This window comes from Roseovarius sp. D22-M7, assembly GCF_037083785.1.
Lineage (GTDB): Bacteria > Pseudomonadota > Alphaproteobacteria > Rhodobacterales > Rhodobacteraceae > Roseovarius.
In genome coordinates this window covers 76,300-98,766 of the sequence record NZ_JBAPKY010000001.1, presented here as the reverse complement: position 1 = coordinate 98,766, position 22,467 = coordinate 76,300, and the positions used below count along the sequence as shown (strand labels likewise).

Here is a 22,467-nt window from a genome sequence, read left to right as displayed (position 1 = left end):
GCGAAAAAATGTCAAAAATACAACATAGTCCCTGTCAAGGGCCTCGTTTCACTGGACCCGAGAGGGGGGCTTGGGTACTCTTTGTCCCAAACGGGGCGTCAACGATCCCGACCCAGAGGCAGTATCACATGTTTCCCGAGCGGTTTGCGAACCTACCGGCCTATGCGTTTCCGCGCCTGCGCGCCCTGCTGGACGCGCATGTGCCCGGCGGCGATGTCGTGCACATGACCATCGGCGAGCCGCGTCACGCCTTCCCGCCCTGGATCACCGAGATCATCGCCCGCAACGCCGAAGGATTCGGCAAGTACCCCGTCAACGAGGGGATGCCGGCGCTGCTGGAGGCTGCCACCGACTGGATCGCACGGCGCTACGGCGTGACGCTGGATCCGGGAAGCCGGGTGATGGCGCTGAACGGGACGCGCGAGGGGCTGTACAACGCCATGATGGCGCTTTGTCCCGAAACGAAGAACGGGCAGGCGCCGCTGGTGCTGGTGCCGAACCCGTTCTACCAGGTCTACATGGTAGCCGCCCTCAGCGTGGGCGCGACGCCGGTCTTTTTGAACGCCACCGAGACGACCGGGCATCTGCCGGATTTCGACGCGGTGCCGGCGGATGTGCTGGACCGCACGGGCGTGGTCTACCTGTGCTCGCCCTCGAACCCGCAGGGGGCGGTGGCCAGCCGCGCCTACTGGGCGCATCTGATCGGGCTGGCCGAGCGCCACGATTTCCGCATCTTCGCGGATGAATGCTATTCCGAGATCTACCGCGAGACGCCGCCCGTGGGTGTCATGCAGGTGGCCGAGGAGATGGGCGCCGACCCCGAGCGGATCGTGGCGTTTCACAGCCTGTCGAAGCGGTCGAACCTGCCGGGGTTGCGGTCGGGCTTCGTGGCGGCGGGTCCCAAGAGCATCGCGGCTTTGAGGCAGCTGCGCAATTACGCAGGCAGCCCGCTGCCGATGCCGCTGCAACATGCCGCGGCCGCGGTCTGGGCCGACGAGGATCACGTGGTCGAGAACCGCCGGCTATATGCCGAGAAATACGCGGTGGCCGACGAGATCCTGGGCGGCGTTCCCGGCTACCTGAGCCCCGAGGCGGGGTTCTTCCTGTGGTTGCCGGTCGCGGATGGCGAGGCGGCGGCGCTGCGGCTGTGGCAAGAGACCGGCGTGCGGGTGCTGCCCGGCGCATATCTTGGCCAGCCGGTCGAGGGCGTCAATCCCGGCGCCGGGTATATCCGCGTGGCGATGGTGGCTCCGAAAGACGAGATGGCGCGCGGGCTGACCGCCTTGCGCGACTGTCTCTACCGATGAGCGAGGACGAGGGACGACATGGCATATCAGACCCGCGGGCGTGACCCGTTTCTGGACCCCGGCACCGCGCAGATGATCGAGAGGCGCGGCAAGGAATTGCTGGGCCTCGTGCTGATCGCGCTCGGCGCGGCGGCAGCGGCGATGGTGATGTCCTACACGCCCGAGGATCCGAGCTGGATGTCGGCGACCGACGCGCCCGTGCAGAACCTGACGGGCCGCATCGGGGCCGCGATCGCGGCGCCTCTCTTCATGATCCTCGGCTGGGGGGCGTGGGGCCTCGCGGTGGTGCCGGCGGTCTGGGGGCTACGGCTGGCCGCGCATCTGGGCGAGGCGCGGGTCACCGGCCGGCTGATCTTCGCGCCGATCTGGCTGGCGCTGCTGTCGATGTATGCCGCGACGCTGGCCCCGGGGCCGGAGTGGGCCGCGAGCCACAGTTTCGGGCTGGGGGGCCTCTTCGGGGATACCGTGCTGGGTACCGTGCTGGGGGTGCTGCCGGTGGGCGCGGGCCTTGGGCTGAAGCTTTTGTCGGGGATCATGGGCGTCGCGGTCGTGGGCTTCGGCGCTTTCGTGCTGGGCTTCACCCGCCCCGAGCTGCAGCGCATCGGGCGGTTCCTGCTGCTGGGGGTGGTGGTCGCCTATGCCGGGCTGCTGCGGGGACTTGGCCTTGGCGCGAAGGGCACCTTGCGGGTCGGTCAGAAGCTGCGCGACCGCCGCGCCGCGCGGCGCGCGCAGGCCGCAGATGCGGTGTTCGACGACGACGTGGTCGACGCCCCGCGCGTGCGCCGCGCCGAGCCGAGCCTGCGCGGCACCACCGCCGCCGGCGGCGCGCCCGCCCCGCAGGACGACGACGCCGAGCGCGGCGGCTTCCTGTCGCGGATGCCGGGGCTGCTTCGCAAGCCCCTGCCAGAGCCGGAACTGGTCGAGACCGGGGAGTACATGGGCGAGACCGATCCGCCCGAGGCCGACCGCATCAAGGCGCGGATATCGGACGTGATCCGCACGCGGGCGCGGCAGAACCCCGCCCTGCGCACCGAGGAGATCGCACCGCTGACCAAGGGGCGCGGCCGCGGGCCCGATCCAACGATCCTCGGCGGTGCGGCGCATGATGCGCTGCCGCCCGAGCCGCCGCTGACCGCGAACGTGGCCGAGGTGTCGCCGTGGCAGCCCGAGGCCGAGGATGACATGGTCATGGACGACATGGACGCCCCGCCGGCCGAGACCGGGCAGATCCGGCCCCCCGTCGCCGAGCCGCGCAAGGTCGTCCAGAACCCGCCGCGCAAGCCGGCGCAGCCCTCGGCCCGCGCGCGGGCCGAGGCGCAGCCAGACCTGAAATTTGCCGAGGATGACGGGCCGGACTACGAGTTGCCGCCGCTGTCCCTGCTGGCCGATCCGGCCAATATCACCCGCCATCACCTGAGCGACGAGGCGCTGGAGCAGAACGCGCGGATGCTGGAAAACGTCCTCGAGGATTACGGCGTCAAGGGCGAGATCGTCAGCGTGCGCCCCGGCCCGGTGGTGACCATGTACGAGCTGGAGCCCGCGCCGGGCCTGAAAGCGTCGCGCGTGATCGGGCTGGCCGATGACATCGCGCGGTCCATGGCGGCGCTGTCGGCGCGCGTCTCGACCGTGCCGGGGCGGTCGATCATCGGGATCGAGCTGCCCAATGACGAGCGCGAAACGGTCGGCTTTCGCGAGATCCTGTCGAGCCGCGCCTATGGTGACGGCATGCAGAAACTGCCGCTGGCGCTCGGCAAGGATATCGGTGGCGACCCGATGGTCACCAACCTTGCCAAGATGCCGCATCTGCTGATCGCGGGGACCACCGGCTCGGGCAAGTCGGTGGCGATCAACACGATGATCCTGTCGCTGCTTTACAAGCTGACGCCCGACGAGTGCCGGCTGATCATGATCGACCCCAAGATGCTGGAACTTTCGGTCTATGACGGAATCCCGCATCTGCTGTCGCCGGTCGTGACAGACCCCAAGAAGGCCGTGGTCGCGCTGAAATGGGTGGTCGCCGAGATGGAGGACCGCTACCGCAAGATGTCGAAGATGGGCGTGCGCAACATCGACGGCTACAATGGCCGGGTCGCCGAGGCGCTGAAGAAGGACGAGATGTTCAGCCGCACGGTGCAGACGGGTTTTGACGACGACACCGGCGAGCCGGTCTTCGAGACGGAAGAATTCGCGCCCGAGAAGATGCCCTACATCGTGGTCATCGTCGACGAGATGGCCGACCTGATGATGGTCGCCGGCAAGGAGATCGAGGCCTGCATCCAGCGCCTCGCGCAGATGGCGCGGGCCTCCGGCATCCACCTGATCATGGCGACGCAGCGCCCGTCGGTGGATGTCATCACCGGCACGATCAAGGCGAACTTCCCGACGCGGATCAGCTTTCAGGTGACCTCGAAGATCGACAGCCGCACGATCCTGGGTGAAATGGGCGCCGAGCAGCTACTGGGCATGGGCGACATGCTGTATATGGCCGGGGGCGGCAAGATCACGCGGTGCCACGGCCCGTTCGTCAGCGACGACGAGGTCGAGGACGTGGTGCGCCACCTCAAGGCCTACGGACCGCCCTCTTACGAGCATCGCGTGCAGGAAGGCCCCAAGGAGGGCGACGCCGGCAATGTCGACGCCGTTCTGGGCCTGTCGACGGGCGGCAACACCGATGGCGAGGACGCGCTTTACGATCAGGCGGTGGCGATCGTCGTCAAGGATCGCAAATGCTCGACCTCCTACGTGCAGCGCAAGCTCGCCATCGGCTACAACAAGGCCGCGCGGCTGGTCGAGCAGATGGAGGACGAAGGCGTCGTCAGCGCCGCCAACCATGTCGGCAAGCGCGAGGTGCTGGTGCCCGAGCCGCAATAAGGCGCGCGCGGCCTGCACCTTGCGTGTCGGATCAACGGTCGATCGGACTGGTATTCCTGCCGGGGATCTCGAACAGGTCGTTCGACAGTTGCATGCCGGTTTGCAGATCGCCGAGGATCACGGTCGTGCTGCTGCCATTGCCGTCATGAATCACCCATTGCCGCAACTCCACCGGGTCGCGGGTGAACACCAGGTCGATGCTGCCGTAGTCCGGGTTGTCGGGATCCTGCGCGCGCACCGTGGTCGAGGTGGCGTCGCTGCCATGGCCGACGACCATCCGCTCTCGCGTCAGGTCCACGTTGCGCGCGAGGATGATCTTCAGCGGCGTGCGGTGCAGCGGGTAGCCCTGCTTTTCGTTCGAGCGCGGGTCGATGATCCCCACCGTGTCGCCATCGGCCACGACAAGCGCGTCGTTGGGCGGATCGTATTCGAACCGCACGCGGCCCGGCCGCTTGAGCAGGATCTGCCCGGTGCTGAGCGAGCCGTCATCGTTGACCTGCGTGAATTCGCCCTTGGCGGTCTCGAGGTCATTGAGATAATTCGAGATTTCGGCCAGTGACAGCTTTTGCGCCGCGGCCGGCACGGTCATCGCCGCCAGAAGCACGGGGACCGTCAGGATTCGCATCATGTTCATGACTTTCAGATATGACGTCACCCGCGGGAATTCACCAGCCCGCGGCATCAATTCGGCGTGTGGCGGTGAAAGATCGCCGATCCGCTCCGCCGGGGCCCGCGCCGCGCGACGGTGCCGGCCTTGTGCCGGGGGGCGCGGGGTGACTATAGGTGGATGAAAACGCAGGAATGGCATGCAGATCGCACTTCACGCAGGGGCCCACGCGACCGACGAGGACAGGCTGATCGCCTGCCTGCGCAGGAACACGTCCGCGCTGGCGCGCGCCGGGGTCGGGGTGCCGCCGCCGGCGAGCTACCGCAAGCTGTTGCGCGACATTCTCAACAGCGCCGGCGAGGCGGGGCTGGCGCCGGGGGCCCGCGAGATGGTGCTCGACGCGATCGGCGAAACCGATGGCGTGGCGCGGCTGGTGCTGTCGAACCCAGGCTTCTTCGGCACCGAGAAGATGGCGCTGTCGGGGGCGCGGCTTTATCCCGCGGCCGAGGCGCGGCTGGGGCTTCTGCGGCAGGTCTTCGAAGGCGACGAGGTGGCGCTGTTTCTGGGGCTGCGCGACCCGGCGATGTTCCTGCCCGCGCTGCTGGAAGGCACGCCCTTCGCCAATGTCGACGGGCTGATGCGCGGCGGCGCGCCGGAGGATCTGCGCTGGTCGGACCTCGTGGCGCGGATCCGCGATGCGTTTCCCGACATGGACATCACCGTCTGGTGCAACGAGGACACGCCGGTGATCTGGGCCCGCATCCTGCGCGAGATCGCCGGGGTCGACGCCTCCTTGGGGCTCGAGGGCGCGGATGCGCTGCTGTCGGAGATCATGACGCCGGCAGGGTTCCGGCGGCTCGAAGAATACCGCACCGCGCATCCCGGGATGACCGAGGCGCAGGATCAGCGCGTGATCGCCGCCTTTCTCGACAAGTACGCGGACGCGAACGCGGTCGAGATCGAGCTGGACGTGCCCGGCTGGGATGCCGCGGTGATCGACCGGCTGACCGGGATCTACGATGCCGACATAGGCGAGATCCGGCGGATCGACGGTGTCCGGGTGCTGGCACCCTGAGGGGGGCCGCGACGGCTTCACCCTTGGCGTTCGACGCGCTACACGTGCCGCATCCGCAAGCAGGAGAGACCATGCCCGAACCCGTTGTCCTTTGCATCCTCGATGGCTGGGGCCTGAGCGAGCGCGGCGAGGCGAACGCGCCGCACCTGGCGCGGACCCCGAATGTCGACCGGCTGATGCGGACCTGCCCGCAGGCGACGCTGACCACGCACGGCCCCGATGTCGGGCTGCCGCGCGGGCAGATGGGCAATTCCGAGGTCGGCCACACCAATATCGGCGCGGGCCGGGTGGTGGCGATGGACCTGGGCCAGATCGACCTCGCGATCGAGGATGGCAGCTTTGCCGACAGCGACGCGCTGCAGCGCTTCATCGCGCAGTTGCAGCACAGCGGCGGGCGCGCGCACCTGATGGGGCTGGTCTCGGATGGCGGGGTGCACGGGCATGTCGCGCATATCGTCGCCGCCGCAAAGGAGATCCGCGCGGCCGGCGTCCCGGTGGTGCTGCACGCGATCACCGACGGGCGCGACGTCGCGCCGCGATCCGCGCGCAGCCACCTCGCGGGGCTGATCGAGGCGTTGCCCGACGACGTGCGCATCGTGACCGTGACCGGGCGCTATTTCGCGATGGATCGCGACAATCGCTGGTCGCGCGTGCAGGAGGCCTATGAGGCGATGGTCGCCGGCAAAGGGCTGCGCGCCCGCGATGCCCGAAGTGCTGTGACCAACGCCTATGCGCGGTCGGAAAGTGACGAGTTCATCGCCGCCACGGTGATCGGAGATTACGACGGCGTGGCGGCGGGCGATGGCCTCTTCTGCCTGAATTTCCGCGCCGACCGGTCGCGCGAGATCCTGCAGGCGATGGCCGATCCCGATTTCGACGCCTTCGCGCGCGACGTGGTGCCCGACTGGGCCGCGACGCTTGGCATGGTGCAATATTCGGACGCGCATGACGTGTGGTTCGACACGGTGTTTCCGCCGCGCGACATCGTCAACACGCTGGGGGCGTGGGTGGCGCGGCACGGGCTGAGGCAGTTCCACCTCGCCGAGACCGAGAAATACCCGCATGTGACCTTCTTCCTGAATGGCGGCAAGGAGCCCCCCGAGGAGGGCGAGGCGCGCTACATGGCCGCCTCGCCCGATGTCGCGACCTACGATCTGCAGCCCGAGATGTCGGCCGCCGAGGTCACCGATCAACTGGTCGCCGCGATCGCCGACGGCTACGACCTGATCGTGGTGAACTACGCCAATCCCGACATGGTCGGCCATACCGGCGACCTGGAGGCCGCCATCGCCGCCTGCGAGGCGGTGGATGCCGGTCTCGGCCGGGCGCTGGAGGCGCTGGAGGACGCGGGCGGGGCGATGATCGTCACCGCCGATCACGGCAATTGCGAGGTGATGGTCGATCCCGAGACCGGCGGGCCGCATACCGCGCACACGCTGAATCCGGTGCCGGTCATCCTTGTGGGCGGGCCCGCGGGCGCGCGGCTGCGGACGGGCGGCCGGCTTGCCGATCTGGCGCCGACCCTGCTGGCGCTGATGGGACTGCCGCAGCCCGAGGAAATGACCGGCGAGAGCCTGCTGTCGTGAGGTGGTGCTTGCATTGCCGCGATACCCTTTGCAAGGTGGCGACGACGGCACGGCCCGATTGGTGATCGCCCTCGCACCGGCGGCGGGTGCCCAAAAGCGCCGGACGTGCTATATCACGCGTGGAAGCGTCGATTCACCGGTGGACCGGCCCGAGACGGTTCACGCCCGACCAAAAGACACCCGACAAGGAAGAGTGAGACATGAAGAAATTCCTGATGGCCGCAGCGATCGGCATCGTGACCGGGGCGGTCGCGACGACGCAGGTGGCGGCCCCGCTGCTTGCCCAGCAGAACGACGACTCGAGCAGCGTCTACGAGCAGCTCGATCTGTTCGGCGACATCTTCGAGCGGATCCGCGCGCAATATGTCGAGGAGGTCGAGACCGACGAACTGATCGAGGCGGCGATCAACGGCATGCTGACCTCGCTCGATCCGCATTCGAGCTACCTGTCGCCGGATGACGCCGAGAACATGCAGGTGCAGACCCGCGGCGAGTTCGGCGGCCTCGGGATCGAGGTGACGCAGGAGGACGGCTTCGTCAAGGTGGTGTCGCCGATGGACGGCACCCCCGCCGATCAGGCCGGGATCGAGGCGGGCGATTACATCACCCATGTCGATGGCGAAAGCGTGCTGGGCCTGACCCTCAACGACGCGGTCGACCTGATGCGCGGGCCGGTGGGCAGCGAGATCGTGATCACCGTGGTCCGCGAGGGCCGGGCCGAGCCGTTCGACGTGTCGATCATCCGCGACACGATCGAGCTGACGGCGGTGCGCGCGCGCACCGAGCGCGACACGGTCGTGCTGCGCGTCACCACGTTCAACGACAACACCTATCCAAACCTGGAATCGAGCCTTGAAGAGCAGGTCGAGAAGATCGGCGGCATGGACCAGGTCAGCGGCGTCGTTCTTGACCTGCGCAACAACCCGGGCGGTCTTCTGTCGCAGGCGATCAAGGTCGCGGACGCGTTCCTCGACAAGGGCGAGATCGTCAGCACCCGCGGCCGCGAGCCGCAGGACGGCGACCGGTTCAACGCCACGCCCGGCGACCTCGCCGAGGGCAAGCCCATCGTGGTGTTGATCAATGGCGGCTCTGCCAGCGCGTCGGAGATCGTGGCGGGCGCGCTTCAGGACCACAATCGCGCCATCGTCGTGGGCACCAAGAGCTTCGGCAAGGGATCGGTGCAGACGGTCATGCCGCTGCGCGGCAACGGTGCGATCCGGCTGACCACGGCGCGGTACTACACGCCGTCGGGCCGGTCGATCCAGGCGCTCGGGGTCAGCCCGGACATCCTTGTCACGCAGCCCTCGCGCAGCGACGACACCGCCGAAGACGAAGAGACGACGCCGCGCCCCGGACGGTCCGAGAACGATCTGCGCGGACGTCTGAGCAACGACAGCCTCAGCGAGGAGGAACGGCGCCAGATCGAGGAGGACCGAAAGCAGGCCGAGGAAGCGGCGAAGCTGCGTGAAGAGGATTACCAACTGGCCTATGCCGTGGATATCCTGCGCGGCCTGTCGGTGATGGGCGGCAACGGGAACTGATTGCGCAAAAAAACGAAAAGAACGGCCCGCCGACGGTACCGTCGGCGGGCCGTTTTCTATCGGAGCAAAGCCCGGGATGGCCCCGGGACGGCCCGGGGGATCAGGCCGGGGTCGCGTTCAGGACGCGCCCTTTTCCAGCGCATCGATCCGCGCCTTGAGGGCCTCGTTTTCCTCGCGCGCCTTCTGGGCCATCGCCCGCACCGCGTCGAATTCCTCGCGCGTGACGAAGTCGCGATCGGCAAGCCAGCGGTCGATCATCGACTTCATCGCGGTCTCGGCCTCGTCGCGCGCGCCCTGCGCCACGCCCATGGCATTGGTCATCAACTGGCTGATATCGTCGAACATCTTGTTGCGGGTCTGCATGGCGTCGCCTCTGTCATTGGTTCACGTCCCAACATATGGCGTCGGGGCGGGGATTCACAAGGTTGACTTTCCGCGCGGCGCACGGGCAGAGAGGCGGCGATGCAGGCCGCGATCCCCTTTCCCGAGATGACCCCCGAGATCTTCTCGATCTCGCTGTTCGGCATGGAATTCGCGTTGCGCTGGTACGCGCTGGCCTATATCGTGGGCATCGTCATCGGCTGGCGGCTGGTGACCGCAAGCGTCCGCCGTCCCGTGCTGTGGCCCCGCCAGACCGCGCCGATGGACGCACGGGCGGTCGAGGATCTGCTGACCTGGGTGATCGTCGGCGTGATCCTGGGGGGCCGGCTGGGCTATGTGGCGTTCTACCAGCCGGGCTATTACCTTGCCAATCCGGGCCAGATCCTGGCCGTCTGGCAGGGCGGCATGGCGTTTCACGGCGGGCTTCTGGGCGTTGTGCTGGCGGTGATCGCGTTCTCGTGGCGGCGCGGCATCCGCTGGCTGAGCGTGGCCGACGTGCTGTGCATGGTCACCCCCGTCGGGCTGCTGCTGGGCCGGATCGCCAATTTCATCAACGCAGAGCTTTGGGGCCGGCCAACGGACCTGCCCTGGGGCGTGGTGTTTCCCGGAGCCGCGGCGCAGGATTGCCCCGGCGTGGCGGGGCTGTGCGCGCGCCATCCCTCGCAGCTATACGAGGCGGCGCTTGAAGGGCTGATCCTGGGCGCGGTGCTGCTCTGGCTGGGCTGGCGGCGCGGGGCGCTGCGGGTTCCGGGCACGCTGACCGGCGTGTTCTTCGCCGGCTACGGGGTCGCGCGCTTCGCGGTGGAATTCGTGCGCCAGCCCGATGCGCAGTTCATCGGCCCCGGCAACCCGCTGGGGCTGGCGTGGCATGTCGGCGGCTGGGGGCTGACCATGGGGCAGATCCTGTCGTTGCCGATGATCGTGTTCGGGATCGGGATGATCGCATGGGCGCGGCGGGCGCGACCGGCGTGAGCGCCCTTCGGCGTCATATCGCGGCGCGGATCGCCGCCACCGGGCCGATGACCGTCGCCGACTACATGGCGACCTGCCTGATGCATCCCGAGATGGGGTATTACGCGACGCGCGATCCGTTCGGCGCGCAGGGCGATTTCACCACCGCGCCCGAGATCAGCCAGATGTTCGGTGAACTGATCGGCCTGTGCCTGGCGCAGACCTGGCTGGACCAGGGCCAGCCCGCGCCGTTCCTGCTGGCGGAACCGGGGCCGGGGCGCGGCACGCTGATGGCCGATATCCTGCGCGCCACGAAGGGCGTGCCGGGCTTTCACGCCGCGGCGCACGTGCACCTGGTCGAGACGTCGAGCGCCCTGCGCGCGGTGCAGGCGCGGACATTGGGACGGGACGACGTGACATGGCACGACACGGTCGGGGATCTGCCCGACGCGCCGCTTTACCTGATCGCCAACGAATTCTTCGACGCGTTGCCGATCCGCCAATTCCAGCGCGATGGCGACGGCTGGCGCGAGCGCCTCGTGGCGCTGCGCGAGGGTGCCCTGACCTTCGCGCTTGGCGCGCCGGTGGCGCCGCCGGACCTGGCCCATCGGGTGGCCGACACGAAGCCCGGCGACATCGTCGAGACCTGTGCGCCGGGCTGTGCCATCGCCGCCGAGATCGGCGGACGCATCGCGGCGCATGGCGGCGCGGCGCTGATCGTCGATTACGGCGGCTGGCGGTCGCTTGGCGATACGTTGCAGGCGGTGCGGCAGCAGGCGCCCGCCGATCCGCTGGAGAGCCCGGGCGAGGCAGACCTGACCGCGCATGTGGATTTCGAGGCGCTGGCGCAGGCCGCCGCACCCGCCGCGCATGCGCCGCCGATCGCGCAGGGCGCGCTTCTGGCGCGGCTGGGGATCGCGGCGCGCGCCGAGGCGCTGGCGCGCAACCTGGACGGGGCGGCGCGCGAAAGCCACCTCGCCGCGTTTCGACGCTTGACCGACCCGGCGGAAATGGGGACGCTCTTCAAGGTGCTCGCGCTTCACCCCTCGGCGGCCGCACCGCCGCCCGGAACGGACCCATGACGCTGGAAATCCTGACCTCTGACAGCCTCGCGCCGCTGCGTCATGGCTTTTTCACCCGCCGCGGCGGGGCGTCGTCGGGGGTGTTCGCGGGTCTGAATTGCGGGCTCGGATCCTCGGACCAGACCGAGATCGTGATGATCAACCGCGCCCGCGTGGCCCGCGCCATGGAGGTCGCCGCCGACAACATCGTCACCGTGCACCAAGTGCATTCGGCCGAGGTCGTGCACCTCACCGGGCCGGTGGCCGAGCGGCCGCGCTGCGACGGGATGGTCACCGCGACGCCGGGGCTGGCCCTTGGTGTGTTGACGGCCGACTGCCAGCCGGTGCTGTTCGCCGATGCCCGCGCGCAGGTCATCGGCGCCGCGCATGCCGGCTGGCGCGGGGCGCTCGACGGCGTGCTCGAGACGATGGTGGCGGCGATGGAGGGGCTGGGCGCGGTTCGCGGCGACATCACCGCGGTGATCGGCCCGTCGATCAGCCAGGCGGCCTACGAGGTGGGCCCCGAGTTCATCGAGGCGTTCCTCGACGCGGATCCCGACAATGCGCGGTTCTTCGCCAATGGCCGCGACGGGCGCTACCAGTTCGATCTGCCCGCCTTCGGGCTGCACCGTTTGCGGCAGGCCGGGGTGGGACTGGCCGAGTGGACGCGCCATTGCACCTACGAGGACGCGGCGCGGTTCTATTCCTACCGGCGCACCACCCATGCGGGCGAAGCCGATTACGGGCGGCAGATCTCGGCCATTCGGCTGTGACGCGGCGGGGGCAGGATCGAATCGTCATCCGGCCCGCATGCCGCGCATTCAGGACGCGCGCGATTGTGGCGTGATTGTTCGAGCCGGGCGCATGATACCGGGGGCGACCCGTGATTATCCGCCGGATAGATCAAATATCCTCTAAAATTTGACGCAATAGCGATCCTTCTGCGATTCTCGAACCACTAACGGCGGGATCTGTTCGACCTGTCGCTGCCGGCGCACACCGCCGAGGTTTTGAATGCGGAAATTTAAGGGGTACATATCATGACGAGTGAACGCTTCGCACCACGCCGGGCTACATCGCTGCGCAGGGATGTCCTGCAGATCCCGTCCTTTGGTCCGACGCGCAAGTTCCGCGCGCTCTGGCTCGACAGTCGTGGCGATGTCCACGAGGCCGAGCAGACCGCGCCGGCCAGCGTTCTGTTCGACGCGGCACACTCGGCCTTCGCGCGCGGCACGCTGATCACCACCGCAAGCGGGCCGATCGCCATCGAGGACCTGCTGCCCGGCGACCGGGTGGTCACTGCCGAGCACGGAGCGCAATCGGTACTCTGGATCGGGTCGATGACGCTGGCCGCCTCCACGGGGCAGGCCGACGGCCCCTGCCGCCTCACGCGGATCATGACGGATGCCTTCGACGCGATGCGGCCGATCTCGGACCTGATGGTGGGGCCGGGGGCGCGGTTCCTGTCGTATCCGCGCCATCTGCGCGCCCGGTTCGGGAACGATCCCGTTCTGACGCCGGCGCATGCGATGAAGGACGGGATGCAGATCATCGACGTCTTCCCGCGGCATCCCGTGACGCTTTATCACCTGTGCCTCGAGACCCACGGGATCGTCAGCGCCAACGGCATGCAGACCGAGAGCTTCCACCCCGGGGCCGGTTTCGAGCGCGGGCTCGACAAGGCCACGCTGGAGCAGTTCCTGGGCCTTTTCCCGCATGTCGACGCGCCGCGCGATTTCGGGCCGCTGGCGCATATGCGGCTGCCGCTCGACACGCCGGACGCGCTGGACATCTGATACCCGGGCGCCCTGCCCTGACGCCCGACGCCCTGCCTGCGCGACGAATTGCGGCTTTTCCGTGATGTCATGCCGGGGCATGCTGCGCGCAGTTCGGCAAGGCGGGGGCGATCACATGCAAAGGCTGGGGATTGGTGCCATCTTCCTGGCCCTGACGGCAGGCGCCGCGTGGGCGCATGCCGCCGACCAGGGCTTCGTCTTGCTTTTGCCGACGGATGTCTACATCGCCGCCGGCGGGATCACCGTGGCGCTGACCGTGGCGCTGCTGGCAGTGCTGCCTGCCGGTGTCGCGCGCGCGCTGTTCCGGCCCGCCATGTTGACGCGCCGTCCGGCCTCGCCGCGGCACGCGACCAGCCTTTTGGTCACCGCGATCCTTCTCTGGCTGATCTGGCGCGGCCTCGCCGCGTCGCGCGATCCGATGGCCAACCCGATGACGCTGTCGGTCTGGGTGGTGTTCTGGATCGCGCTGGTCAGCCTGCAGGGGATCTTCGGCGATCTCTGGCGCAGCCTCAACCCGTGGACCGGCGCCGCGGCGCTTGTGCGCCGGATGACCGGGTGGCGCGCGCCGCTGCGCTACCCGCGCGCCCTTGGACACTGGCCCGGCGTGGGGGGATTCCTCGCCTTCGCAGGGTTCCTGCTGGCCGATCCCGCGCCTGCCGACCCTGCGCGTCTGGCAGCGGCGGTCGGCGGGTACTGGGCGCTTACCATGGGCGCGGTGCTGCTGTTCGGCGCGCCGTGGCTGGTTCGCGCCGAGGGGATCACGCTTCTGATGCGCAGCTATGCGCGGATGGGGGTCTTCGGGCGCGCGCGCGGGCGGCTGGCGGTCGGGCTGCCGGGCTGGCGGATCCTTGCGGCACCGGTTCCGTCGTTGGGATTGGCGGTGCTGATGCTGGCGCTTCTTGCCAGCGGCAGTTTCGACGGCCTCAACGAGACCTTCCTGTGGATCGGCCTGCTGGGCCACAACCCGCTGGAATTTCCCGGCCGCTCGGCGGTGATCTGGCCCAACCTGCTGGGCCTCATGGCGGCGAACGCGGCGCTGGTCGCGGTGCTGGCGGGGTTCCTGTGGATGGGGGACCGGCTGGCCGGCGGCCATGTGCCGCTGCGGGTGCTGCTATGCCGGTATGCGCCGACGATGCTGCCCATCTCTCTGGCCTATCACATTTCGCATTACCTCACGAGTTTCCTTATGGACGGGCAATACGTGCTGGCCTGGCTGGCCGACACGCTTGGTGCCGGCCATGTGCATGTCAGCGCGGGATTTCTCGCCACGCCCGGAACCGTGCGGGCGATCTGGATGACGCAGGCCGGGGTCGTGGTCGCGGGCCACGTGATCGCCATCCTGCTGGCGCATGCCATCGCCGTGCGCACGGGCCGGGGCACTTGGCGCGCCACGCTGTCGCAGGCGCCGCTGGCGGTATTCATGATCGGCTACACCGTGCTGGGACTGTGGCTTCTGGCCGCGCCGCGCGGTGCCTGAGCGTCAAGGGGCTGGACATGCGCCCCCCTGTTGCGCAAGTTGCGCGCGACCGGGCCAGAAGGGCCCCGCCTGACCGATCGGAGGATCATGTCATGACGCAGTTCAAAACCCCGACCCGGCGCGCCGTTCTCGGGACGCTGGCCGGTGGCGCCGCGGCCGCCGCGCTGCCGCTTTCGGCGCGCTATACCCATGCCCAGAGTGCCGCCCCGATACGGATCGGATTTCAGCAGCACCGCACCGGCATCGGCGCCGCCTACGGGCGTTGGTACGGTCGCGCGACCGACGCCGCGCTGGAGAAGATCAACGCCGAGGGTGGCATAGGCGGCCGGCCCGTCGAGATCATCGCCGAGGATGACGGCACCGACCCCAAGCGCGGCGCCGAGGTGGTCGAGAAATTCGCCAACCGCCACAACTGCGACGTCGTGCTGGGGCCGCTTTTTTCCAATGTCGTGACCGGATCGGCCCCGCGCGCGGGCGAGTTGAAGATGCCCTATTTCGTGGTCTCGGAAGGCACGCATGTGTCCTCGGGCGCGCTCAACCGCTACACGCTGCAGCCCGGCATCACCGACGTCAAAAGCCAGGTCATCGCCATGGCGCCGTTCATCACCGGCACGCTCGGCAAGAAGGTGACGATGATCTTTCCCGATTACGGGTTCGGCTACGATCACCGCGACGCGCTTGGCCCGGCGATCGAGGCGCAGGGCGGCGAGATCCTGGCGAAGATCGCCATCCCGCCCTCGGAGACCTCGTTCACCCGCTATTTCCCGAAGATCCCGCGCGACACAGAGGTGCTCTATCACGTGATGGTCGGGCCGGCGGTGCTGACCTTCGTCAAGGAGCTGGGCGAGTTCTTCGGCGGGCGCGGGCCCGAGCTTTTCGGCTTCATCGACAGTCTCGAGGCGGTGGCGATCGACAGCCCGGGGCTGGAATTCCTCGAGGGCAGCCATTTCTGGGAAGGCATGTGCCGCCACCAGCAGGCCGATGAAAGCCCGCACGAGACCACGTACCGCGCCGCCGTCGGCGTGGACGACCGCGGCGCGTCGGTGAACGATCCTGCGGATGTGTCGACCTACGGGCACATGTTCGGCTGCTGGGAGACGCTGCACGTCATCAAGGCCGGCATGGAGGCCGCAGGGTATCGCGGGCCAGAGGACCGCGCGGCGCTGATCGAAGCGGTCGAGGCGATGGAGGAGATCCCCGAAAGCCTCGATCATCCGCAGGGCCCCAAGCGGTTCAACGGCCGGACGCACCAGGTCTTCGGGCGGCAGTTCATCACGCAGTTGCAGGACGGGTATCTGAAGCGCGTGCACACGACCCCCATCGACGCGTCGATCTATCCCGATGCGGTCGATTACACGCAGCGGCCGTTCTGACATGCGGTGTATCGCACTTGTCGCGGCGCTGCTGCTGGCGGCGTGCGGTGCGCCGCCGCCCCCGCCGCAGCCGGACGAGGTCAGCAGGCTTGCCGCTGCGATCCGCGCCCTCGGGCCGGAGGTCGACGCAGAGGAAGCCGCACGCGCCGCGCGCGTGACCTACACCCATACCGCAACGCTGGCCCGCCAGTACCGGATCACCGACCCGCCGATCGTGCACAACACCAAGGTCAACATGGGGCTGAAGCCGCGCGGTCTGTGCTGGCACTGGGCGCGCGACATCGAGGACCGTCTGAAGGCCGAGGAGTTCCAGACGCTCGAGATGCACCGCGCCATCGCCGATCCCGACAACGCCCTTCTGCTGGAACACAGCACCGCCATCATCAGCGCGCAGGGTGACAGCTTCAACAAGGGCATCGTACTCGATCCTTGGCGCGAGGGCGGGCGGCTGACATGGGTGCCCACTGCGCAGGACGACGAGTATGACTGGGAAGCGCGCAGCGCCGTAATGGCCCGCAAGCTGGAACGCGCGCATGGCCAGACCGTGACCGTGACCGATGATCAGCGCCTGCTGGTGGCCGGGCGGGAATACGTGCCGCAATGATCCGGCCCGCCTGATGGATCTTGGCCCCTACCTGATGCTCGCGACGCTGGAGGGCGCCGTGACCGCGGCGGTGCTGGCGCTGACCGCCGTGGGGCTCAGCCTGGTGTTCGGGGTGATGCGGGTGGTCAACATCGCGCATGGCGAGTTCTTCATGCTGGGCGCGGTGCTGGCCTGGTGGATCGCGCAGATGGTGGGCGGACATGCCGCATGGGGTTTCGCCGCCGCCCTGATCGGAGCGCCGCTGATCGTCGGCGCGCTGGCGATGGCCGCCGACGTGACGATCCTCAAACGCCTGCATCACGACCCGGAACGGACCATCGTCGCCACCATCGGCCTGCTCTACATCCTGCAGCAACTGACGCTCATGGGGTTCGGCCCCGAGGCCCGCCCGGTCGAGGCGCCGTTCGACACGCGTCTCGCGATCCCGTGGCCGGAACACGGCCCCGACGGCTGGCAGATCGTCTGGCCCTGGGGGCTCGGCACCACGTCCTACAAGCTGGCGGTGATCGGGGCGGCCACGGCGATCCTGTGCGCGATATGGGCGGTGATGGCGCGCACCCGGTTCGGCCTCGTGATGCGCGCCACGCAAGCCGATCGCGAGATGGCCACGGCCTTCGGCATCCCCGTCGCACGGGTTTACGCGCTGACCTTCGGGCTGGGCGCGGGCCTTGCGGCGCTCGCGGGCGTGCTGATCGTGCCCATTCAGCAGGCGCATTACCTGATGGGGGCCGACCCGCTGCTTCTGTCGTTCATCGTGGTGATCATCGGCGGCCTTGGCAGCCTGCCCGGCACGGTGCTGGCGGCGGTGCTGATCGGTCTGTCGGACGGGATCATCTCGGTGTTCTTCTCACCCACGCTGGCCAAGATCCTGGCCACGCTGCTGGTCGCGCTGGTGCTGGTCTTCCGCCCGCAGGGGCTGTTCGGAAAGCGTCCGGCATGAGAGCCGGGCTGCTGCATCTGGCGCTGCTTGCGGCGCTGCTAGGGCTGCATTTCGTGCTGCCCGACTACCATCACGGCAACCTAGCGCGGATCCTGGTGTTGGCGTCCTTCGCCATGGGCTACAACATCCTGTTCGGCTACACGGGCCTGCTGAGCCTTGGGCATGCGCTTTATTTCGCGGCCGGGATGTACGGCACCGGGATGGCCGTGGAGCATCTCGGCTGGGGCGCCGGGCCGGCACTTGCCCTGGGCGTGGCGGCGGGCGCCGGGGTCTCGGGCGGGCTGGCCTTCCTCGCGCTGCGCACCAGCGGCGTCGCCTTCATGATCGTGACGCTGATGTTCGCGCAGGCCGGCGCGCTGACCATCTTGCATTTTTCCGAATGGACGGGTGGCGACGAGGGCTTCGTGATGCCGCAGGCCGGGCGCATGCTGTGGGGGCTGGACCTCAGCGATGCGGATATCCGCTACCTCGCGGCGCTGGTGCTGTTCTCGGTCTGCCTGAGCCTGAGCCTGTGGCTGGTGCGTACTCCCTTCGGACGGGTGCTGATCGCCATACGCGAGAACGAGGAGCGGGTGCGGATGCTGGGCTACGACCCCTTCGCGCACAAATACGGCGCGCTGGTGATCTCGGGCACGATGGCGGCAGCGGCCGGGGCGGCCTACGGCGTGCTCTTCGGCTACGTGGGCGCGAGCTTCGCCGAGGTGCAGTATTCGATCCTGCCGCTGCTTTACGTTCTTCTGGGCGGCGCGGGCACGGTGCTGGGGCCCTTCATCGGGACGCTCTTCATGTTCTACCTGATCGATCTGAGCTCCGACATCACCACCGCGCACATGCTGATCGCGGGGGTCGCGCTGGTGCTGCTGACGTTGTTCGCCCCGCAGGGGATCATGGGCGAGGTGCGGCGGCGGCTGTGGACAGGGATGCCGTGATGCTGCTGCAGGCGCGCGGGCTGACCAGGCGGTTCGAGGGGCTGCATGCCGTGCAGGGCGTCGATCTCGACCTGCCCGAGGGCGAGATCCGCGCGCTGATCGGCCCCAATGGCGCCGGCAAGACCACGCTGGTCGGGCTGATCTCCGGGCGGGTTTCCCCCGACGCGGGGCGCGTCACCTTCGACGGGCGCGACGTCACCCGCCTGCCCGCGCATCGCCGGATCGCGCTTGGCATGGGCTACACGTTCCAGATCACCTCTGTCTTCGGGCGGCTGAGCGTGGCCGAGAACGTGGGCCTCGCCGCGCGCCGCCACCGACGCGGCGCCGCGGCGCGGCAAGAGGTCGAGGACGCACTGGAGCGCGTGGGGCTGAGTGCGCAAGCCGGGGCCGAGGCGGGCGATCTGGCCTACGGGCACCAGCGGCTGCTGGAACTGGCCATGGGGATCGCGCAGCGCCCGCGCCTGCTGATCCTCGACGAGCCGACGCAAGGCTTATCCGATGGCGAGATCGCCGGGTTCGAGACGCTGATCCGCGAACTCGCGCGGACCACCACGATCCTGCTGATCGAGCACAACATGCGCGTGGTCACAGCGCTTGCGCAGCGAATCACGGTGCTTGACCGGGGCCGCGTGCTGGCAGAGGGGACGCCGGACGAGATCCATGCCGACGCCGCCGTGCAGGCCGCCTATCTGGGAGGGTCGCGCGATGCTGCACGTCGATAGCGTCGGCGCGGGCTACGGGCGCGCGCAAGTGCTGCGCGACGTCTCGATCCGGGTGGGCTTCGGCGAGATCCTGTGCCTGATGGGGCGCAACGGCGCGGGCAAGACGACGCTGATGCGCGCGATCATGGGGCTGTTGCCGCTGATCGCGGGCGCGGTGCGGCTGGAGAACACGAGCTTGAGCGATCTGCCCGCGCACAGGGTGCCGCGCGCCGGCATCGGCTACGTGCCGCAGGGGCGCCGGCTGTTCGCCGATCTCAGCGTGGCGGAGAACCTCGAGATCGGGCTGATGGCCGGCGGCGCGGGGGCCGCCTCGCGCGACGACGTGCTCGATCTGTTCCCGCGACTGCGTGACCGCCTGCGGCAACGCGCGCAAAGCCTGTCGGGCGGCGAGCAGCAAATGCTCGCCATGGCGCGCGCGCTGTGTCTCGCGCCCCGCGTGCTGCTGCTGGACGAGCCGACCGAAGGGTTGCAGCCGTCGATGGTCGACGCGATCCACGAGGTGATCCGCGCGATGCGCGCGCGCGGCGTCGCGGTTCTGCTGGTCGAGCACCGGGTGGATGCCGTGCTGTCGGTCGCGGACCGGGTGGCGTTTCTGGAAAACGGGCGCAACGGCCCGGTGATCGGCGTCGACACCCTGCGAGACGACCCGCGGCTCGCCGACCGGTATCTGGGCGTCTGAGGAAGGACGGCGCGGGGGCTGGCGGTCAGGGCAGGATCTGCAGCCACAGCCAGGCCGAGATCACCGTCAGACCGGTGGCGATCAGCACGCTGGAGGCCGCGACGCGCCGTGCATGGCCGTAGATATTGGCGAAGATATAGGCATTGATGCCGGGCGCCATCGCCGCCGTCACCACCGCCGCGCGCAGCGCGTCGACCGACAGCCCGAGGCTGCGGCCCAGCCCGTAGGTGATCAACGGATGCGCCACCAGCGACACCGCACAGACATAGAGGATCGTGCGCATGTCGCCTTCGGGGCGGTAGCGCACCAGCACGCCGCCCAACCCGAACAGCGCCGCAGGCAGCGCCGCGCGCACCATCAGGTCCACCGCGGCGTTGAACGGCCCGGGCAGAGGCAGCCCCGAGAGGTTGACCGCGAAGCCCGCGGCGATGCCCATGATCAGCGTGTTGGAGAACATTGCCCGCGCGACCTTGCCCGGCAGGTGCCGCCCCGCCTGCCCGCGCGCCTTGACGACCTCCATCACGGTGATCCCGATGCCGTAGCAGACCGGCGAATGGATCGCGATGATGGCGAAACTGGGCGACAGCGCATCCGCGCCATAAGCGCGTTCCATGATCGGCAGCCCCAGCAGGACCGAGTTGGAAAAGAGCCCGCAGAACCCGATGGCGACCGCATCCTCCCACGAGCGGCCAAAGAGGTACCGCCCGCCCAGAAGCCCCAGCACGAAGCCCGACACGGCGCCGGCGTAAAAGCTCGACAGCAGCCGCCATTCGAAGTTCTGCCCGAGATCGAGCCGCGCGATGGCCGCGAAAAGCAGGCAGGGGATGGCGAATTTCTGGGTGAAGGTCATCAGACCCTCGACGCCCGCATCGCTGAACCAGCCGCGCCAGACGGCGAGGTATCCGAACCCGATCACCAGAAAGACCGGCAGGATCACCTCGACCAGCGCCTGCACCGTGTCAGACCGTGTAGTGCAGCGTCATCCCGTCATGGGCCGGGGTGATATGTGCGGGCGTCTCGTCGGCGACGGTCCGGTGGTCCAGGTCGATATGCATGTTCGTCAGCACGGCGCGGCGGGGTGCTGCGCGCGCGATCCATTCGAGCGCCAGATCGAGATGCGCATGCGTGGGGTGCGGCGTGCGCCGCAGCGCGTCGAGCACCCAGCAATCGAGGCCCTGCAGCTTGGGCCACACATCTTCGGGGATCTCGTTGACATCCGGCAGGTAGGCCAGGTCGCCGATCCGGAAGCCGAGCGCGTCGATCGAGCCATGCGCGACCTTGAACGGATCGAGGCTGATCACCCCGCCCGCGCCCTCGATCTCGAACGGACCGGTGATGGTGTGCATGTCGAGGATCGGGGGATAGGGGCTGTCGTCGGGTTGCATGAAGGCGTAGCCGAAACGCGAATAAAGCGCGTTCTGCGTGTCGCCATCGGCCCAGACCGGCAGGCGGGCGCGCATGTTGAACACGATCATCCGCAGATCGTCGATGCCGTGCACGTGATCGGCATGCGAATGCGTGTAGACCACCGCGTCGAGCGCGCCGATCCCGGCATCCAGAAGCTGGGCGCGCAGGTCCGGCGAGGTGTCGATCAGGACGCGGGTGACCCCGTCGTTCGTCTCGCGCTCAATCAGCATCGAGCAGCGGCGGCGCGCGTTGCGCGGATCGTCTGGGTCGCAGTCGCCCCAATGCCCGCCAAGCCGCGGCACCCCGCCCGACGAGCCACAGCCGAGGATGGTGAACCGCATCTCGCCCATCAGAGCACCGCCTTGGAAAACAGCCGCTCGAAATTGGCCTCGGTCTGGGCGGCGAAATCGGGCCAGTCCATGCCGAACATCTCGGCGCCCTTCCGGGCGGTGTGCAGGGTGTAGGCGGGCTCGTTCCGGCGGCCGCGATGCGGGGGCGGGGCGAGATAGGGCGCATCTGTCTCGACAAGGATGCGGTCCACCGGGGCGGCGGAGAAGATGTCGCGCAACGCTTGGCTTTTGGGGAAGGTCGCGATGCCCGACATCGACAGGTAGAACCCGAGGTCGAGCGCGGCATGCGCGAGGTCCGGCCCCGAGGAAAAGCAGTGCATGACGCAGGTATAGGCGCCGCCCTGACGGTATTCCTCGGACAGGATGCGCGCCATGTCCTCGTCGGCGTCGCGCGCATGGATGATCAGCGGCAGGCCGGTTTCGCGGGCGGCGGCGATATGCACGCGCAGGCTGTCCCGCTGCACCTCGGCGGTCTCGGCCGTGTAGTGGTAATCGAGCCCCGATTCTCCGATGCCCACGAATTTCGGGTGATCGGCCAGCTTCACCAGCTCGTCCACGGTGACCATCGGCTCGGTGGCCGCGGACATCGGATGCGTGCCGGCGGCGTAGAAGACCCCGCTATGCGCCTCGGCGATGGCGCGCACCTGCGGCTCCTGCCGCAGCTTGGTGCAGATCGTCACCATGCGCTGCACGCCGGCGTCGTGGGCGCGCTGTAGCACGTCCGCGCGGTCGTCGTCGAAATCGGGAAAGTCGAGATGGCAATGACTGTCTGTGATGCGGATGCCGGTGTCCATGCCTCTCCCTCGCAGG

At 68.6% G+C, this 22,467-nt stretch carries 21 protein-coding genes; 16 read left to right on the top strand and 5 right to left on the bottom strand.

What is annotated here, in order from left to right; translation table 11 throughout:
- Positions 1–128 precede the first annotated feature (128 nt).
- Together V8324_RS00445 and V8324_RS00440 are read left to right on the top strand one after the other, a co-directional pair.
- The gene (locus tag V8324_RS00445) at positions 129–1,307 is read left to right on the top strand and encodes an aminotransferase class I/II-fold pyridoxal phosphate-dependent enzyme (RefSeq protein ID WP_336417938.1); all 1,179 of its coding nucleotides are present in this window, start codon (positions 129–131) and stop codon (positions 1,305–1,307) included.
- A gap of 18 nt (positions 1,308–1,325) precedes the next feature.
- Positions 1,326–4,178, top strand: a complete 2,853-nt coding sequence (locus V8324_RS00440) for a DNA translocase FtsK (RefSeq protein ID WP_336417937.1) — start codon at positions 1,326–1,328, stop codon at positions 4,176–4,178.
- A 31-nt stretch (positions 4,179–4,209) separates the two neighbouring features.
- Here V8324_RS00440 and V8324_RS00435 read toward each other — a convergent pair whose 3' ends face one another.
- The gene (locus tag V8324_RS00435; protein ID WP_336417936.1) at positions 4,210–4,812 is read right to left on the bottom strand and encodes a LolA family protein; all 603 of its coding nucleotides are present in this window, start codon (positions 4,810–4,812) and stop codon (positions 4,210–4,212) included.
- Positions 4,813–4,984: 172 nt separating this feature from the next.
- Here V8324_RS00435 and V8324_RS00430 point away from each other — a divergent pair, with 172 nt between their 5' ends.
- From V8324_RS00430 to V8324_RS00420, 3 genes are all read left to right on the top strand, one after another.
- Complete coding sequence (locus tag V8324_RS00430; RefSeq protein WP_336417935.1) at positions 4,985–5,860, top strand: hypothetical protein; 876 nt, start codon at positions 4,985–4,987, stop codon at positions 5,858–5,860.
- Between the two features lie 71 nt (positions 5,861–5,931).
- Positions 5,932–7,446 (top strand): 2,3-bisphosphoglycerate-independent phosphoglycerate mutase, encoded by a 1,515-nt coding sequence (gene gpmI / locus V8324_RS00425; RefSeq protein WP_336417934.1) that lies wholly within the window; start codon positions 5,932–5,934, stop codon positions 7,444–7,446.
- A 200-nt stretch (positions 7,447–7,646) separates the two neighbouring features.
- Entirely contained in the window at positions 7,647–8,987 is a 1,341-nt protein-coding gene (locus V8324_RS00420; RefSeq protein ID WP_336417933.1) for a S41 family peptidase, read from the top strand.
- 117 nt (positions 8,988–9,104) lie between these two features.
- On the opposite strand, the gene V8324_RS00415 is transcribed toward V8324_RS00420, so the two are convergent.
- A complete protein-coding gene (locus V8324_RS00415; RefSeq protein WP_336417932.1) occupies positions 9,105–9,350 on the bottom strand; it encodes an accessory factor UbiK family protein in 246 nt (81 codons plus the stop codon).
- Between the two features lie 99 nt (positions 9,351–9,449).
- Here V8324_RS00415 and lgt point away from each other — a divergent pair, with 99 nt between their 5' ends.
- The 11 genes from lgt to V8324_RS00360 all read left to right on the top strand — a co-directional run bounded on the left by lgt (position 9,450) and on the right by V8324_RS00360 (position 19,900).
- The gene (lgt, locus tag V8324_RS00410) at positions 9,450–10,340 is read left to right on the top strand and encodes a prolipoprotein diacylglyceryl transferase (RefSeq protein ID WP_336417931.1); all 891 of its coding nucleotides are present in this window, start codon (positions 9,450–9,452) and stop codon (positions 10,338–10,340) included.
- On the top strand, positions 10,337–11,401 hold the full coding sequence (locus V8324_RS00405; RefSeq protein WP_336418041.1) for a class I SAM-dependent methyltransferase: 1,065 nt from the start codon (positions 10,337–10,339) through the stop codon (positions 11,399–11,401). Before lgt ends, V8324_RS00405 begins: the two co-directional genes overlap by 4 nt.
- The gene (gene pgeF, locus V8324_RS00400; protein ID WP_336417930.1) at positions 11,398–12,153 is read left to right on the top strand and encodes a peptidoglycan editing factor PgeF; all 756 of its coding nucleotides are present in this window, start codon (positions 11,398–11,400) and stop codon (positions 12,151–12,153) included. Before V8324_RS00405 ends, pgeF begins: the two co-directional genes overlap by 4 nt.
- 267 nt (positions 12,154–12,420) lie before the next feature.
- Positions 12,421–13,176 carry a Hint domain-containing protein gene (locus V8324_RS00395; RefSeq protein ID WP_336417929.1) on the top strand — a complete coding sequence of 252 codons (756 nt, stop codon included), beginning with the start codon at positions 12,421–12,423 and terminating at the stop codon, positions 13,174–13,176.
- A 115-nt stretch (positions 13,177–13,291) separates the two neighbouring features.
- Positions 13,292–14,653 carry a hypothetical protein gene (locus V8324_RS00390; RefSeq protein WP_336417928.1) on the top strand — a complete coding sequence of 454 codons (1,362 nt, stop codon included), beginning with the start codon at positions 13,292–13,294 and terminating at the stop codon, positions 14,651–14,653.
- A gap of 92 nt (positions 14,654–14,745) precedes the next feature.
- The gene (locus V8324_RS00385) at positions 14,746–16,026 is read left to right on the top strand and encodes an ABC transporter substrate-binding protein (protein WP_336417927.1); all 1,281 of its coding nucleotides are present in this window, start codon (positions 14,746–14,748) and stop codon (positions 16,024–16,026) included.
- Position 16,027: 1 nt separating this feature from the next.
- Positions 16,028–16,630, top strand: a complete 603-nt coding sequence (locus tag V8324_RS00380; RefSeq protein WP_336417926.1) for a hypothetical protein — start codon at positions 16,028–16,030, stop codon at positions 16,628–16,630.
- A 13-nt stretch (positions 16,631–16,643) separates the two neighbouring features.
- Complete coding sequence (locus tag V8324_RS00375) at positions 16,644–17,570, top strand: branched-chain amino acid ABC transporter permease (RefSeq protein ID WP_336417925.1); 927 nt, start codon at positions 16,644–16,646, stop codon at positions 17,568–17,570.
- Complete coding sequence (locus V8324_RS00370; protein WP_336417924.1) at positions 17,567–18,499, top strand: branched-chain amino acid ABC transporter permease; 933 nt, start codon at positions 17,567–17,569, stop codon at positions 18,497–18,499. The genes V8324_RS00375 and V8324_RS00370 overlap by 4 nt, the downstream gene beginning before the upstream one ends.
- On the top strand, positions 18,496–19,221 hold the full coding sequence (locus tag V8324_RS00365; protein WP_336418040.1) for an ABC transporter ATP-binding protein: 726 nt from the start codon (positions 18,496–18,498) through the stop codon (positions 19,219–19,221). Before V8324_RS00370 ends, V8324_RS00365 begins: the two co-directional genes overlap by 4 nt.
- The gene (locus V8324_RS00360; protein WP_336417923.1) at positions 19,205–19,900 is read left to right on the top strand and encodes an ABC transporter ATP-binding protein; all 696 of its coding nucleotides are present in this window, start codon (positions 19,205–19,207) and stop codon (positions 19,898–19,900) included. The genes V8324_RS00365 and V8324_RS00360 overlap by 17 nt, the downstream gene beginning before the upstream one ends.
- A gap of 25 nt (positions 19,901–19,925) precedes the next feature.
- On the opposite strand, the gene V8324_RS00355 is transcribed toward V8324_RS00360, so the two are convergent.
- Genes V8324_RS00355 through V8324_RS00345 form a run of 3 tightly spaced genes read right to left on the bottom strand, consistent with a single transcriptional unit; the run spans position 19,926 to position 22,451 of the window.
- Entirely contained in the window at positions 19,926–20,855 is a 930-nt protein-coding gene (locus V8324_RS00355) for an AEC family transporter (RefSeq protein WP_336417922.1), read from the bottom strand.
- A 4-nt stretch (positions 20,856–20,859) separates the two neighbouring features.
- Positions 20,860–21,657: an MBL fold metallo-hydrolase gene (locus V8324_RS00350; protein ID WP_336417921.1), complete on the bottom strand. Its 798-nt coding sequence runs from the start codon at positions 21,655–21,657 to the stop codon at positions 20,860–20,862.
- The gene (locus tag V8324_RS00345) at positions 21,657–22,451 is read right to left on the bottom strand and encodes a TatD family hydrolase (protein ID WP_336417920.1); all 795 of its coding nucleotides are present in this window, start codon (positions 22,449–22,451) and stop codon (positions 21,657–21,659) included. Before V8324_RS00345 ends, V8324_RS00350 begins: the two co-directional genes overlap by 1 nt.
- Between the last annotated feature and the right edge of the window lie 16 nt (positions 22,452–22,467).